Raw genomic sequence first — 16,008 nt, 5'->3', positions numbered from 1 at the left:
GATGGGGAAGATGGGGGAGATGGGGGAGATGGAGGAGAACAAAGAACCAAGAACAAACAACATTACTGTTTACTGTTCCCTATTCCCTATTCCCTATTCCCTATTCCCTATTCCCTATTCCCTATTCCCTTTTTCACAAAGAACCAAGAATAAAGAACAACTATCAACTATCAACTATTAAAGTTTCCTTCGGATAACGAATGACTCAGACTCCTGACCCCACCGAACGGCAAAATCAACAATCCCTGTCCACCCTACTTCGTGCCATTGTCCTTTCCCAAGGGCAATTTACCCCCATTTTGGTGCGCTGCAACTATAAAACCCTCCAGCAACAAATGTGGCAAAGTCTGCGGCAGCAAGTGAATGTCCATAATGGGAACAACAAAAACTCCCCTCTCACCCTCCAAGAAGTCCAACTCCCCCGCAACTGTCAGAGTCTCTTAAATGCCCTCCTCGAAGCCATCGAAAACGCCCCCCAGTCCCCCCATGTCTTGGCCGTTTTTGGCCTAGACCAAGTACAAAATTTAGAAGAACTCTTTAAAGCCACCAACCAAGTCCGAGACGAATTTAGTAAACACCTCTCCTTACCCGTTATTTTCTGGTTAACAGAAGATATCCTGCAAAAATTTACTCGTTTTGCCCCCGACTTTAAAAGCTGGGCTGCGGCCTCGGTTAAATTTGACCTTGCCCTTGAGTCCTCGATTATTTTATGGTGGGAACTCACCGAAAGCCTTTTTCAAGAACTCTACAAAGCCGGGGCCGAAGCCTTTGTCGCCAATGAACGGTTTGATCTTGCCCCCCATTGTTCCTTACGGCGAGAATTAGAATTTGCCCGCAATGATATTCATTTAGCGAAAGCCAGTCTCAGCCCCACCAGTGAAGCCACTTGGCAGTTTATTTTAGGCCGGGATGCCTACGCCCAAAACCAACTCCCCGAAGCCTTATCCTACTATCAACAAAGCCTCACCCTCTGGAGTCGTCGTCAAGGGAAAGAAAAAACTAATCCTTTTCTCAACCAACAGGGCATCTTATTCTTTCATATTGGACTCTGTTATCTACGACAAGCCCAACAACATCCCGCCCAACGGCAACAAGCCCTCACCCAAGCCCAACAAGCCTTTCAACGCAGTTTTGATATTGTCTCGGTGAAAAATTATCAGCTTTTTGCCGTGCAATTGTTAGTCCATATTGGGGATATCTTACAACAACTGCAAAATTGGCCGGCCTTAGAACGGGTGGCCACTCGTCTCACCCAGTATCCCACCACCAGTGCCTTTAATGCTTCACGGGCCAAAGGCTATAGTTTTTTAGCCCAAGTCGCTTTACAAAAATCTCAACTGAAAACTGCTTCGCTCTATGTTCACGGGGCTTTAGAATTACAACAACAGTCCCCTCAACATTATCCCGACTCCATCGCGGCCTATCGACTCCAGTTAGCCCGCATTCAACAACAACAACAGCAACACCAAGGGGCCATTGAGTCCTTAGAATTAGCCCGTCAGGAACTTTTGCACTGTTGGTCTGACCCAATTGTAAGTCGCTTAGACACCAAGCAAAAAGAACGCTTGTATGTAGATATTTTACAGGCACTGCGATCGCTGTATTTTGAACAACGGCAATATCAAACCGCCTTTGATCTCAAACAAGAACAGCAGCTAGTGGAACAGTATAGCGGCCTCCGGGCTTTTCATGGCGTGTATCCTGCCGCCGCCCAAACCTTAACCCTGACCACCCAATTAGAAAATGACCCAAAAAGCCTCCATGCCCATTCTGCCCTCATGGCCTCCGGTCGTCAAAAGGTAGTTGAGGAGTTAATCGAAGCCCTCAGTCGCAATGAACGGAAATTAATTGTTTTACACGGGTTATCGGGAGTCGGGAAAACCACGCTGTTACGCAGTAGTTTACTCCCCACTCTCCGCCAGCGCATTTTATCGGCCCGGGAAGTGTTCCCCATTTTTCAGAGTCATTATCGCAACTGGTTAGAACAGTTTAAATATGCCATACAAGCGGCTGTCCCGCCCTATAGTCCAGGCAATTTAGAAACCGTTGATGATTTAATTCTCTATTTGAAACGGAATGCCCAAGAGAACTTTTTAACCGTCTTAGTGTTTGATCAGTTTGAGGAGTTTTTCTGTTTCTGTACCGATTCTAACCAACGGCAACAATTTTATGAGTTTTTACAAGCAGCCCTTCGCTTACCCTTCGTCAAACTCATTTTATCCCTCCGGGAGGACTATCTCCATTCTCTCCTCCAGTTAGAAACTCAAGTTGATTTAGCCATTATTAACCAAAATATCTTAGATCGTCATCTCAGATATCGCCTACAAGACCTCACCCGCGAAGAAACAGTGAGTGCTATTGTGGGCTTAACCGAAAATGCCGACTTTCACCTAGAACCCGCCTTAGTCACTGCATTAAGCCATGACTTAGCCAAAAAAAGCGGCACAGTGCGTCCCTTAGAACTGCATTTGGTGGGCGCACAACTCCAAGCCGACAATATCGTCACCCTGCAACAATATCAGCGTTTAGGGAATAACCCTACTTTAACCTTAATCAGCGCGTCGCTCCAACGAATCGTCAGCGACTGCGGCCAAGAAAACCAAAACGCCGCCTGGCACATTCTCTACTTTCTCTCCGGCCAAAACGGCACAAGACCCTTAAAAAGTAAAAGTGAACTTCTCCAAGTCCTCCACAAAACAGGTAACTGGGAAGTGAGTAAAACCTCCCGCCAACTTCAAGAGGCCCTAGACCTCATCCTCCACATTTTAGTCGGCTCTAAACTGGTCTTACATTTCCCCGAAGACCCAGAAGCCCGCTATCAACTGGTTCACGATTATCTCGTCCCCCCCATCCGGGCCCAATATCAACGCCATTACGACAAAGCTATTAAAGACCAACTGGCCAGCAACTATCAAGCCCTCACCCAAATTCGCCAACAACGGTTTAAAGCCCTAGCCATTGGCAGTGTTATGGCCATTTTAGCGGGCATTTCAGGCATTTTAGCCTGGTATAGTAATCAGCAACGTCAGCAAATGCAAGCCGCCTTAACCAATGCGGAGTTATTGGCCACCAGTGCCACCTCCGAGTCTTCCCTGGCCCAAGCGAGACGCTTAAACGCCCTATTAGAAGCCTTGTGGGGGGCAGAACAGTTACAGGACTATGTAAAACCTGCCTTTCGTTTCTGGCCCTTTGGGTCGAGGCCAGACCCCTCCTCTCAATTCCCCCTCAAAACCCCCATTCCCATTTCCACCCGCACCCAAGTGGAGGTGATCACGGCACTGGAAGAAGCCTTTTATCAAGTCAAAGAACAGAATTGTTTCAAGGGTCATCAAGATGTGGTCTGGGATGTGGCCTTTTCGCCAGACCAAACCTTACTCATTAGTGCCAGTAATGACCAAACTGTAAAACTGTGGAGTCGGCAGGGTGAAACGTTGGCCACCTTATCCCCCCAAGGGGGGAGTATGACCAGTTTAGATACTTATGCAACTAACAAGGGGTTTCGCTTACTGACCGGGAGTAGTCAAGGGAAGGTGCAAATTTGGGATATTGCTCAACCTGTGCAGGAGGTGAAGTCCCCCCGCAGCAGTTGGCAAACCCAACACCCTAATCTTTATAATGCTCAGTTTAGTCCTGACGGGCAAAGGGTGGCGACAACGGGGACCGATGGAAAAATTAAGTTATGGACTCCCCAAGGGGAATTATTGAATAGTTTAACGGGTCATCAAGGGAAAGTACGCTGGGTGAGTTTTAGTCCCGATGGGCAGTTGTTGGCTTCTGCGGGGGGAGATGGGACGGTGCGCTTATGGACGGTGGAGGGGGAATTATTACACAGTTTAACGGGTCATAAACGACCTGTGGGTTATGTGGTGTTTAGCCCAGATGGTCAACGGTTGGCCAGTGCTAGTGATGACCAGACCGTGAAACTGTGGACTCGGGACGGACAATTGACGGATACCTTCTATGGCCATCAGGACTGGGTGTTTATGGTGCAGTTTAGTCCCGATGGACAACGGTTGGTGAGTACGTCCAATGATGGGACTATTCGCCTTTGGTCCTTGGATGGGGAAACGTTGGGGGTATTTCGGAATCATCGGGATGGGGTGACTTCGGTGCGCTTTAGTCAGGAGGGGCGGTTTTTGTTGTCCGGGAGTTATGATAAGACGGTGCGCTTGTGGGATTTGCAGGGCAATTCCCGCTTGGCCTTGCAGGGTCATGGGGATGATGTGCAGGATGTGGTGTTTAGTCAGGATGGGCGGTTGGTGGCAACGGCCAGCCGCGATCGCACCGTTAAAATCTGGACAGAACAGGGTAAACTCTTAAAAACCCTCAATGGCCATCAAGGCCAAGTAGAAGCAGTGGATTTTTCCCCAACCGGAAACCAGTTAGTTTCAGCCAGTGAGGATAAAACCCTACGTCTCTGGAGTCAAGAAGGACAATTATTACAAGTCTTACAAGGCCATGAGCAGGAAGTCTTAGATGTGGACTGGAGTCCCAACGGAGAACATATTGCCTCGGCCAGTCGAGATGGGACTATTCGCCTTTGGTCTTCTAGGGGAGAGTTACAAGAAATTTTACGACAAGATGAAGAAGAAGCCGCGCGAGTCAATGCAGTGGCCTTTAGTCCCGATAGTGACTGGTTAGCTACAGCAGGGGATAACCAGCAAGTGCGCTTATGGCAACGAGACCAGAAAACAGGACAATTTGGCCGCAACCCCCCCCAAATTTTAACCGGCCATTCCCATTGGGTGTTAGATGTCGCATTTTTCCCAACGGAGACGGGGACAAATTCCCCATTTTTAGCGTCTGCGGGCTATGATAATCAAATTTTATTCTGGAATCGCCAAGGCCAACAAGTGGGCCAGTTTGACCAACTCACCGATAGTGTCAGTCATTTAAGTATTAATCCCACCGGAGAACTATTGGCGGCGGTAACGTGGGACGATCGCCTACAATTATGGCACATGAGCGAGCAGTTACTCCAAGTCTGGGAAGGACATCAGGGGCGGATTTTGGGGTTAGACTGGCATCCCAAAGGAACGGCCCTTGTCACCGCCAGTCGAGATCAAACCGTCTTATTCTGGGATTTACAACTCAATCGCCTCATAACCCAAGGATGCCAATGGGTTGAGGACTATTTAGCCCAAAACCCCCAAAGCGGCCTCCACCTCGCTGCAACCCAAGCGCAGCCCACCTTATCCCTCTGTTCAACCTCTATGAGCGACAAGTTAAGATAACCTGTCTTTTGTCAAGAACTATCAACTATAAACAGCCAATGAAGGAATTGTCCCATTCCTGTGAACGTCCCGGACAGTTTCTTTTAAACTGGTAGATAAGGATAAAGAAACTCATCAGCTTCTCAACACGCAACAGAATTCCTGTGTTAGAGTGGGCTTAGATGTCTTCCGTACTACATCCTCTCCTGTAGCGTGACGAAAGAATAGCGTGACGAAAGAATATGGTATTTAACACACGAGGCTTGATTTTAGGTGCGACCGCCGTAGCTGTCACTACAGTAGCAGTTACAGGTGCAGGGCTTCATCTCTCCAAAAGTCAAGCCTTTTTTAGTGATAGCCCTAAAGAACTCATCGACGAAGTTTGGCAAATTATCGACCGTCAGTATGTCGATGCCACCTTTAACCAAGTGGACTGGCGGGCTGTCCGAAGCGAATATCTCGAAGACCGCAATTACGAGAACCGCCAAGAAGCCTATGAAGCCATTCGGGAAATGCTCAAAGAGCTAGAAGACCCGTACACGCGCTTCATGAACCCCGAAGAATTCCAGAATATGCAAATTGATACCTCTGGAGAATTAACGGGAGTGGGAATTCAAATTGCGGAAGATGAAGAAACCGATCGCCTCATTGTGGTCTCTCCCATTGAAGATAGTCCAGCTTACGATGCGGGGATTTTGGCCAAAGATATTATTCACAAAATTGATGGTCAAGACACCGTGGGGATGGATGTCAATGAAGCCGTACAATTGATTCGCGGTGAAGAAGGCTCAGAAGTCACGCTAACCATTAAACGGGGAGAACAAGAGATTGATTACCCCATCACCCGCGCCAAAATTGAAATTCACCCCGTTAAAGCTCGCATTGAGAATACAGACTTGGGTTCAGTCGGCTATATCCGCCTCAACCAGTTTAACGCCAATGCGGCCAAAGATATGCGAGAGGCCATTGCCGAGCAGGAGGAGGAAAATGTCGTCGGTTATATCCTCGACCTACGCTCCAACCCCGGTGGACTCCTCTACGCGAGTATTGAAATTGCCCGAATGTGGCTCGAAGATGGCACAATTGTCTCCACCGTAGACCGACAAGGGGAAGTAGACCGTCAAGTAGCCAATAGCCGCGCTATCACCGATAAACCCCTCGTTGTCTTAATTGATGGGGGGTCTGCCAGTGCCAGTGAAATTCTGTCCGGTGCGCTTCAGGATAATGAACGAGCCACCCTCGTAGGAACACAGACCTTTGGGAAAGGCTTAGTCCAGTCCGTCCGTCCCCTCGCCGATGGGTCTGGACTCGCGGTGACTATCGCCAAATATCTGACCCCCAGTGGTCGAGATATCAACAAAGAAGGTATTACCCCAGATATTATCTTTGAACTCAGCGAAGACCAACGGAAACAACTACAAACCAATAATAGTGAAATTGGCACAATGGACGACCCTCAGTTCGCCAAAGCCATTGAGGTTTTATCGAAAGAAGTCATGGCTCAAGATGGGGTAGAAGGGGTACAAGTTGAAGCTGAAGCCATCTCTCCGAATAGCCATGAGGCTATCCCTTCGACTATCAGTAATTAGGGCTTGCTGAAAAAGTGTTCATTGGCTTGCGAGGGTAGGGAACAGGGAACTCCGGAACAGGGAACAGAGGATCAGGATAAGTGAAATTTAAGAATATTGACGATTTTTTCCGCGATTTTTCCCCAATTGAGTGCAAAATTTGACCTTTTTTGCTTTTCCAAATCCTCACGGGCCCTGATTAGACGAGGGTTTTAGAGTTATTCAGCAAGCCCTAATTAACTTTCCAACAGGTAACAGTCCCCCGTTATACCCCTCAGTATAACGGGCATTTTTTGGGAAAATATATTGTTAATTGCTAATTGTTAATTGTTAATTGCTAATTAACTGAAGCAGCCTCAATGAAAATGCGCTGAATATCGTCATGTTCAGCGCGAATATTTTTTTCAATGCGTCGGACTGCTGCCTCAATTTCATCAGAAGATAGCGCGTCATTAAACTCAATATTTAAAACCAATAAAATGTCCTTGGGCCCCAAATGAAATGTAATGGGAGACTCCATCTTAGTCACGGCTTCATCACCTTGGACAATTTGTTTAATACTCTCTCGCGTCTCCGGAGATGCACTTTCTCCCACCAATAACCCCTTCGTTTCCGCCACCAACACAATGGCCACCACCGTCAACAATACCCCAATAATCATTGAGGCAATGCCATCATAAAGAGAATTTTCTAGAAACTCCGTTAATAAAACCCCTACAAACGCCACTCCTAGTCCAATTAAAGCCGCCGCATCTTCAAAAATGACAATAAAGGAACTGGGGTCTTTACTGCGGAGAATGGCTTGCCAAAAGCCCAACTCTGTCTCCTCTCGACTCTTATTAAATTCTCGAATGGAGACAAACAAGGCAACTCCTTCAAAAATGGCGGCCACCCCTAACACTACGTAACTGACAATAAAATCATGGGAGGGTTCAGGATGTTGTAAACTCCGCACTCCCTCATAAATAGACACCCCTCCCCCCAAGGCAAAAATCAACACAGCGACAATGAGAGACCAAAAATAAAGCTCTTGGCCATATCCTAGGGGGTGTTCTTCGTCGGGACTAGCTTGGCTGGTTTTGAGACCGTAGAGCAGTAAAATTTCGTTGGTGGAGTCCACTACGGAGTGGATGCCTTCCGACAGCATGGCCGAACTACCACTAATGGCGGCCCCAATGAATTTTGCCACACCGATGGCCATATTGGCGGCCATGGCCGCATAAATGGAAAGTTTCGAGGAATCTGGATTTGCCATAAAATTAAAGAAAAGCAAACAATAGAGTTAAGCTCAGACGCGGCCTGCGAGGTGACTTAACTGTTTGAGATGGACTAAACAAAGACTCTGACGAGCTTTATCAGTTTCGACCCATTCTTTGCTTTCCAATTTTTCCATAATTTTAGCTGTTTCTTCGACTCCAATATCGGAAATTTGCGCTAAGTCATCGTAGGGAACTAAGAGAATTTCCGTGCCTTGTTCGGTGGACTCGCCGTATTCTTCGGCTAGGGTAACGAGGGTTTTGGCGAGTTTAATGGCGGGGGGTTGGTTACGAATTTGAAAGCGGATATTAAAATGGCGCAGTCGTTGCACCATGAGTTGTAGCATTCGGTGATGGAGTTGGGGGTCTTTAAAGAGGGTTTGGATGAAGCGTTGTGCGGAAACGCTGAGGAGTTCTACGTCACTGAGAGCCACTACATCGGTGGAACGGGGAGATTCATCTAAGATGGCCATTTCGCCAAAAAAGTCGCCGCGTCCCATGACTGCGAGAGTTACGGCTTTTTCTCCTGCTAGACGACGGACTTTTACCCAACCGGAAACTATGAAATAGACTGCATTCCCCCAAGCGTCTTCCATGAGAACGGCTCGGTCTTTGGGGTAGCTATGTTGAACAGCTACGGAGAGTAGCCATTCTAGGGTCTCTGGACTGGCAGTGTTGAAAAGGGGGAAAAGCTCGCTGAACGCCTTAATGTCCATGAAAGGAATAAATAGTATCGCTTCGAGGTCGGGCAACCATTCAAGATTGTCTTCTCATCTTATCACTGTTGCCCATGAATCCGTAATCACTGTCCTGAGATGGGGGAGATGGGGGAGATGGGGGGGGGAAACGAAGAACAAAGAACAAAGAACCAACAACAACGAACCATTGTTTATTGTTACTGTAATCGCCGGATGGCTTCTAATAAGCCTCTGGCCTTGTTTAGGGTTTCTTCGTATTCGGATTCGGGGAGGGAGTCGGCGACTAAACCGGCTCCGGCTTGGACGGAGACTAAATTGCGATCGCCGCCTTGAGGACGCACTAACATAGTCCGAATCGTAATGGCACTATTTAACTGTCCTTCAAAGTCATAATAACCATACACCCCAGAATAAGGGCCTCGTCGTTCCGGTTCGAGTTCGTGGATGATTTCCATGGCCCGAATTTTGGGCGCACCACTGACCGTTCCGGCGGGGAAGGTGGCTTTCAGGAGGTCCCAGGCGGTTTTATCCGGTTGGAGTTCTCCCACCACATTACTCACAATGTGCATAACGTGGGAATAGCGTTCGATGACCATTAATTGATCCACGGTCACTGTTCCCTTGACACAAACCCGGCCCAAGTCATTGCGGCCTAAGTCCACCAACATTACGTGTTCGGCGATTTCTTTGGGGTCTTGGAGGAGGTCGGCTTCTAAGGCTTGGTCTTCGGCTTCACTGCTACCTCTGCGCCTTGTTCCGGCGATGGGTCGGACGGTGGCTTGGGTCTTGCCTTGGGGGGTTTTTTCGGCTTTTACCATGACTTCAGGACTAGAACCGATCAGTTGCCAGTTGCCGAAGTTGTAATAGGCCATGTAGGGGGAGGGGTTAATTAACCGTAGGGAACGGTAGAGGTTGAAGGGGTTGCCTGTGTAAGGGGTGGAGAGGCGTTGGGAGAGGACTACTTGAAAAATATCTCCGGCGTGAATGTAGTCTTTGGCTTTCTTGACATTTTCACAAAATTGTGCTTTTGAGGTGTTGCTTTGATAGGTTAATTCACTGTTGTTGGGTTGGGGATTCCATTCTAGGGGTTTTGCTTCGACGGGGAGGGGGAGTTGGAGTTTGAGGACGAGGGTGGTTACGCGATCGCAAGCGTCCTGATAGGCTTGTTTTAGATCAACTTTGGGGTTGCGGAGATCAGCATAAGCAATAGCCCAAATTTTTCGTTTCACTTGGTCAAACACCAATAAGCTATCCACTTGCATCCACACCCCATCGGGGAAATCTTCAGCTTGGGGGGAATAAACCGAGACACGGGGTTCAATCCAGCGTATGAGTTCATATCCCCAAAACCCAAACAGTCCCCCCAGTCCAGAGGGTAATTCGGGTAACTTGACCGGGTGATAGGGGTCTAAACATTGGGACAAGGTAGTAAAGGGATCACCTGTAAAGGTGTGTTGTGTCCCATCTCGGTAGGTTTGGGTGGTTTGTTCTCCCCTTGCTTCTAACACCCAAACCGGGTCACATCCCAAAAAGCTGTAGCGACCTAATTTTTCTCCCCCTTCGACGGACTCTAGGAGAAAACTATAGGGTTGTCCCGCACAAACCTTATACCACGCAGAGACGGGAGTTTCGAGGTCAGCAACCCATTCTTGATAGACAGGGACAAAGTTTCCCTGAGTGGCCAGTTCGCTAAATTGTGAAAAGTCGGGAAAAATCATCAGTGTTTTTAGAGGTCAACCCTCACCCCGGAAGCGTGAGTTCTTTTGTTTATTATCCGTTGCTTTGTGCCTTTGGGAAATAGGGGGAAGGTTGTTTGTTGTTCACTGCTGATGCTGAAATGAAGGAATAGATGCGACTGAGTTTCAATTAACGATGATTTTTCAAATTCCCGATATTCTCTCTCCTGACGAGTTAACGCAAATTCACACGACTTTGGCCGATGCGGAGTTTGTGGAGGGGAAACTGACTGCGGGATGGTATGCAAAACAGGTCAAACATAATCAACAGTTGGGGAAACGGGAGTCTCAACCGTTAAAGCGTTTAGTGCAAACTGCGATCGCGCGTCACCCCCTCTTTCAAACCGCAGTCCGTCCTAAAACGGTTCATTCCCTGCTGGTGAGTCGCTACGATGCGGGGATGTCCTATGGTCGTCATACGGACAATGCGTTAATGGGAGGAGACTCGTTTTGGCGGTCTGATGTGTCGTTTACTCTCTTTCTCAATTCTCCGTCAGACTATGAGGGAGGAGAGTTGGTTATTGAGGGAGCAGATCAGGAACAGAGTTATAAACTAGAAGCAGGGTCGATGATTGTCTATCCGTCGTCCACGTTACACCGGGTTGACCCGGTAAAAGAAGGGACTCGCTTGGTGGTGGTGGGATGGGTTCAGAGTTTAGTGCGAGATGTGGGAAACCGAGAAATATTATTTGATTTAGAAACAGTGAGACGGTCTTATTTTGCCAAAGAAGGCAAGTCCCCGGAGTTTGACTTACTCTCTAAGAGTATTGCTAATTTACTGCGCAAGTGGGCGGAATAATGGGTTAATTGGTTGTTTGTTGTTTGTTCTTTGCGAACAAGGGAACAGGGAATAGGGAATAGGGAACAGGGAATAGGGAACAGGGAATAGGGAATAGTTGGTTCTTTGTTCTCCCCCAGAGGGAGGAGAGAGAATAGAGGAGAGAGGATAGAGAAGCAATTACAGACTTCTCACTTCTCTTTCCTCACTCCTCCCCCCCCATCTCCTCCATCTCCTCCATCTCCCCCATCTCCTCCATCTCTCCCTGCCTTCGGACACTGTGTACTGTTATACACCGCAAGTAAGAGAACTACACCCTAGTATTTGTATCTAGAGTGGGATTGAATTTGTTACATTTTATTATTCAATAGTAGTTAAGGAAAGTATAAGTTACAGGAATCAACCCTGAACCTCAGCAGAATACTGTATGCAGCAGTATTTAGGCTTTGACACCTTCCCTCATTTAAAAAACGCAAATTTTAAAACAACTTTAAGACATCAAGACCTAACTCAATGGGTCGTTTAAATGAAAAATGAATCTGGGTTTCATCTCATGTCAAATAAATCTCAATCAACTCAACTCACAACGTCTTCCGTGAGCTTAATTATCCTGGGGTCGTTTCTGGGTGCGTCTGGTTTACTGGGGTTGAAGATTTTTGAGGTGTCCCGAAAACAGTCCAGTCGTAAAACGATTGAGATGGGTTTAAAGACGAATATCACCAAGTTACAGCAAGCCTATCACCCAGTTAAAAATAACTATGAAACAACAGAAAAGTAGAAGTTGATCTTAAAAGAAGGAGGATGTTATTTGTGCGGAAAGCAAATGAAGTATTGAATTTTACTGTGCAAGTCCAAGAGACGGGGGAAATCTTGGATTATCAAATAGAAGACTTGTTGGTCAATCAAAATCGTAATCTCTGTCTTGGTTTTTTAGTCAGTGAGGGAGGACGGTATCAGCAAAACCAATGTATTTTACCGTTGGAAGCGGTGGTCACTCTCTCGAAAGGAGTAGTGATCACTCAGTCGGAACAAGATTTAATTCCTCGTTGTCAAGGGTATAAATTGCCCCAATCCGGAAAACGGGGCATTTTCCTAAAAGGCGATCGCATCCTCACCACAGACGGACAAAACTTAGGAACAATTGTAGATTTTTATTTTGATCCCCAAACCGGAGTCATTGAAGGATATGAAGTCGCAGGAGGATTATTTACCAATGCGAGAATCCGTTATAGTTTCGTCCCTAAACCCACCATAATAGAAGTAGGGGCAGAAGTAATGGTCGTTCCGCCAGAGACCATCGAACAGATGGAGGAAACCTGTCCCCCTCACCCTTATTCTGCGGCCTCTTTAACCCACGTTACCTTACCCCTACCCGCCCAAAAAGACTTTATAATGGGGAAAATTGCCCAAACTCCCGTTATCTCTCCAGAAGGGGAAACCTTGGTACAAACGGGACAGGAGATTAACTCAGCTTGTATTGAACGAGTCCATAAAAGCGGTCAACTCTACGACTTATATCAGGCCGTCGGCGGAAATCCCATTGGTCAAATGGGGGAGAAAATTGTTTCTGCGATCGCACCCTCCAACCCCAATAATCTCAACGCCGCCCAAGGGAGACGGGCCTATGATATGGTGCGGGGAGAAGATGGGGTGATTATTGTAGCCCAAGGGCAAATTGTCGATCAAACCGCCATTCAACAGTCTATTACCTACCACAAACAAAAAGAACTTCTCCAAAGCGTTCACCTGTTACCCCGACAACCGGAACACCACACCCAAAGTCTGTGGGAACAAATTCGCGCTAAAGCCAAACATTGCCCCCATCCTGAACCTGATCAACGCATTCAACAAGCCTTAGGCCGGCCAGTCACTAGAGTAATTTGCGATCGCCGGGGAAATATTATCCTAGATATCGGCGATCTGATCACCCATCGGGCCGTAGAACAAGCCAGAAAAGCCGATGTCTTAGACCGCTTACTCAGTGCCACTTACCAAGATCAACCCAACCTGAAAGCCTCCTCCCGTTCACGATCTTAAACTCTACCGGAAGATCACTTGCGAATCCTAAGCCCAATTTGAGACAATGCTCAAGGATGCGAGTCTGAATTCCTCCGGTTTCTGGGTCATAACTGTAAGGGAAATCGGAAAATCATTGTTTTCGCTCCATCAGGACTCCCCTAAAACGTGACTTTTAGCCCCTAAGCCATAGTGACTCTCACCGATCCTTTTCTGAAAACCAACTCCCAAACCCGCGAAGACGCACCGCTTAAAGAAAATCAATCCCCCACCCAAAAGGCAATGGAACCCGTCTCCAAACAATTTTATCGGAGCTTTCGGGCAACCTTTACCGCCACCTTTGCCACCATATTTTTAGCAGAAATGGGGGACAAAACCCAATTAGCCACCCTGTTGATGAGTGCGGAGTCCGGGCAACCTTGGATCGTCTTCTGTGGGGCGGCTCTCGCCCTCATAGCCACCAGTTTAATCGGCGTATTACTCGGCTGGTGGTTAGCGAAACGAGTCTCCCCTAAAGCCATGGATATGGCAGCAGCAACCATTTTATTAATCGTCTCAATTTTATTATTGGGTGATGTAGTGCAAATGTGACATTTCCCCCCTGACCCCTCATCACCTCACCGACAAAACTCAACCTGCAATCTCTCTATCTATGGACTGGCAACTTTTAGGACTCACCTTTGTTACTGTATTTTTAGCCGAAATTGGCGATAAAAGCCAACTGGCCACCATCGCCTTGAGTGGGAGTTCTCAATCCCCCCGTGCCGTCTTTTTTGGCACAGTATTCGCCTTAATATTAGCCAGTTTCATCGGCGTTATCATTGGGGAAAGTGTAACCCATTTTCTCCCCCCCAAACTCCTGAAAGCCATAGCCGCGATCGGTTTTGCCATCTTAGCCCTCGGCTTACTATGGGACAATGAGGATTAACTGACAAGCTGTAACTGAGTTTACCATCAACCCTTACTGATTCAAAGACTATGACAGACCGACCCAAAATTATTGTCCTTGATGATGACCCCACCGGCTCTCAAACCGTCCATAGTTGTCTCTTGCTCATGGAGTGGGATATCAACACCTTACGTTTGGGGTTAAAAGATGAAGCCCCCATTTTCTTCATTCTCACCAACACCAGAGCCTTACCCGCCGACCAAGCCGCAGCAGTGACCCGTGAAGTGTGTCACAATTTAAAAGAGGCGATCGCAGCCGAAAACATCAGCGAATTCCTCATCGTCAGTCGCTCCGACTCCACCCTCCGCGGCCATTATCCCATCGAAACCGATGTCATCGCCCAAGAACTCGGCGGCTTTGACGCACATTTCCTCACCCCGGCCTTCTTTGAAGGAGGACGCATCACCCGCAACAGTACCCATTATCTCCTCATCGACGGCCAAGAAACCCCCGTCCACGAAACCGAATTCGCCAAAGACTCCGTATTCGGCTACAGTACCAGCTATCTCCCCGACTACGTACAAGAAAAAACCCAAGGCCGCATCCAAGCCAACCAAGTCGAACGATTTTTAATCGACGACATCCATAACGGCACAAAAGACCGTTTAATGAAATTATCCGGTAATGCCTGTTGTGCCGTCGATGCCGAAAAACAAGCCGACTTTGACCGTTTCGCCGATGATCTCCTCGCCGCCGCAGCAGACGGAAAACGCTTCTTATTCCGCAGTGCCGCCTCCCTACTCACCTCCTTAGCCAAACTCAGCCCCCAACCCGTCGCCCCCGAAAATATGGCCGACTACGAACGCACCAAAAAGCCAGGAGTCTTCCTCGTTGGGTCCCACGTCCAAAAAAGTACCCAACAACTGGAAGAATTATTAAAAGAAGAAGGAGTCGCACCCATTGAAGTCGATGTCAAACAATTACGGGATGACCGCACCCAAAAAACCAACATCCGAGATCATTGTTTAACCCAAGTCCGACACGCTTTCGACGCAGGGAAAACCCCCGTCATTTTCACCAGTCGAGAGGAATTACAATTTGCCGATATCCAGCAACGACTCGCCTTTGGGACCGAAGTATCGAGCCTTTTAATGCAAATTGTCCGGGGCTTATCCTCCGATATTAGCTTTTTAATTAGTAAAGGGGGCATTACCTCCAATGATGTCCTCAGTCACGGATTAGACTTACGTTCTGCCCGGTTACTAGGGCAAATTTTACCAGGATGTTCCATGGTTATTACCTCTGAAAACCATACCCAATTCCCCAAGTTACCCGTCGTCTTATTTCCAGGGAATGTCGGAGATGCTCAAGGGTTGGTAACAGTGTATCGTCGTTTAAATAAGGGTCATTAGGCCAAAACGACAAGACAGCAACAGGTGATCAGAAACCAACAGCCTTGGGTTAAACCCCAAGGCTAATAGCTAAAACCCGTTAAAACGGGTTGAGAGTCAGCCATCAGCCCTTGAGTAGTTAATTATCATAAGTTCGTAGTAAGCTCTCAAGAGCTTACAAATTCGTAGTAAGCTCTTGAGAGCTTATAATAACCTGAGTCAATACAAATCAAGCAAATTTTATCTAAAAAACTCTCAGAATGAACCACAGAAACCCGGTTTCTTCCCCCACCAAATTTCTCCCCCATCGCCAAATTTAAGGTAAACTTGTACTGATGTTCGGTAGCGGGAAAAAGCCTCATGTCCATCGAAACCAGAGAACAACAACTCCCCCAAGACACCCTCCCAGAGGACTATATCCCCCCACCGACTGATCTACCCTACGACGATGGAGAACCCTTGG

At 47.6% G+C, this 16,008-nt stretch carries 10 protein-coding genes; 7 read left to right on the top strand and 3 right to left on the bottom strand.

All coding sequences use genetic code 11. From position 1 onward, the window contains the following. Positions 1–200: 200 nt before the first annotated feature. Together PN462_RS01535 and ctpC are read left to right on the top strand one after the other, a co-directional pair. Complete coding sequence (locus PN462_RS01535) at positions 201–5,234, top strand: nSTAND1 domain-containing NTPase (protein ID WP_272126109.1); 5,034 nt, start codon at positions 201–203, stop codon at positions 5,232–5,234. Positions 5,235–5,455: 221 nt separating this feature from the next. Beyond that, positions 5,456–6,802 (top strand): carboxyl-terminal processing protease CtpC, encoded by a 1,347-nt coding sequence (gene ctpC, locus PN462_RS01530; protein WP_272126108.1) that lies wholly within the window; start codon positions 5,456–5,458, stop codon positions 6,800–6,802. Between the two features lie 316 nt (positions 6,803–7,118). On the opposite strand, the gene PN462_RS01525 is transcribed toward ctpC, so the two are convergent. From PN462_RS01525 to trpE, 3 genes are all read right to left on the bottom strand, one after another. Beyond that, positions 7,119–8,036, bottom strand: a complete 918-nt coding sequence (locus tag PN462_RS01525) for a cation diffusion facilitator family transporter (protein WP_272126107.1) — start codon at positions 8,034–8,036, stop codon at positions 7,119–7,121. Positions 8,037–8,069: 33 nt separating this feature from the next. After that, positions 8,070–8,753 (bottom strand): Crp/Fnr family transcriptional regulator, encoded by a 684-nt coding sequence (locus PN462_RS01520; protein ID WP_443029035.1) that lies wholly within the window; start codon positions 8,751–8,753, stop codon positions 8,070–8,072. 179 nt (positions 8,754–8,932) lie between these two features. Continuing rightward, entirely contained in the window at positions 8,933–10,453 is a 1,521-nt protein-coding gene (trpE, locus tag PN462_RS01515; protein ID WP_272126105.1) for an anthranilate synthase component I, read from the bottom strand. Between the two features lie 154 nt (positions 10,454–10,607). Here trpE and PN462_RS01510 point away from each other — a divergent pair, with 154 nt between their 5' ends. The 5 genes from PN462_RS01510 to PN462_RS01490 all read left to right on the top strand — a co-directional run bounded on the left by PN462_RS01510 (position 10,608) and on the right by PN462_RS01490 (position 15,566). Further along, positions 10,608–11,270, top strand: coding sequence for a Fe2+-dependent dioxygenase (locus tag PN462_RS01510; protein ID WP_272126104.1), 663 nt, complete (start codon positions 10,608–10,610; stop codon positions 11,268–11,270). Positions 11,271–12,050: 780 nt separating this feature from the next. Continuing rightward, positions 12,051–13,286, top strand: a complete 1,236-nt coding sequence (locus PN462_RS01505) for a PRC-barrel domain-containing protein (protein WP_272126103.1) — start codon at positions 12,051–12,053, stop codon at positions 13,284–13,286. 261 nt (positions 13,287–13,547) lie between these two features. After that, positions 13,548–13,856, top strand: coding sequence for a TMEM165/GDT1 family protein (locus PN462_RS01500; RefSeq protein ID WP_443029034.1), 309 nt, complete (start codon positions 13,548–13,550; stop codon positions 13,854–13,856). Positions 13,857–13,917: 61 nt separating this feature from the next. Further along, positions 13,918–14,193 (top strand): TMEM165/GDT1 family protein, encoded by a 276-nt coding sequence (locus tag PN462_RS01495; RefSeq protein ID WP_272126099.1) that lies wholly within the window; start codon positions 13,918–13,920, stop codon positions 14,191–14,193. A gap of 50 nt (positions 14,194–14,243) precedes the next feature. Continuing rightward, entirely contained in the window at positions 14,244–15,566 is a 1,323-nt protein-coding gene (locus tag PN462_RS01490; RefSeq protein WP_272126097.1) for a four-carbon acid sugar kinase family protein, read from the top strand. The last annotated feature ends 442 nt before the right edge of the window (positions 15,567–16,008 follow it).

It is taken from the genome of Spirulina sp. CS-785/01, from assembly GCF_028330525.1.
Lineage (GTDB): Bacteria > Cyanobacteriota > Cyanobacteriia > Cyanobacteriales > Spirulinaceae > JAQMSD01.
This window is presented reverse-complemented; position numbering and strand designations above follow the sequence as displayed.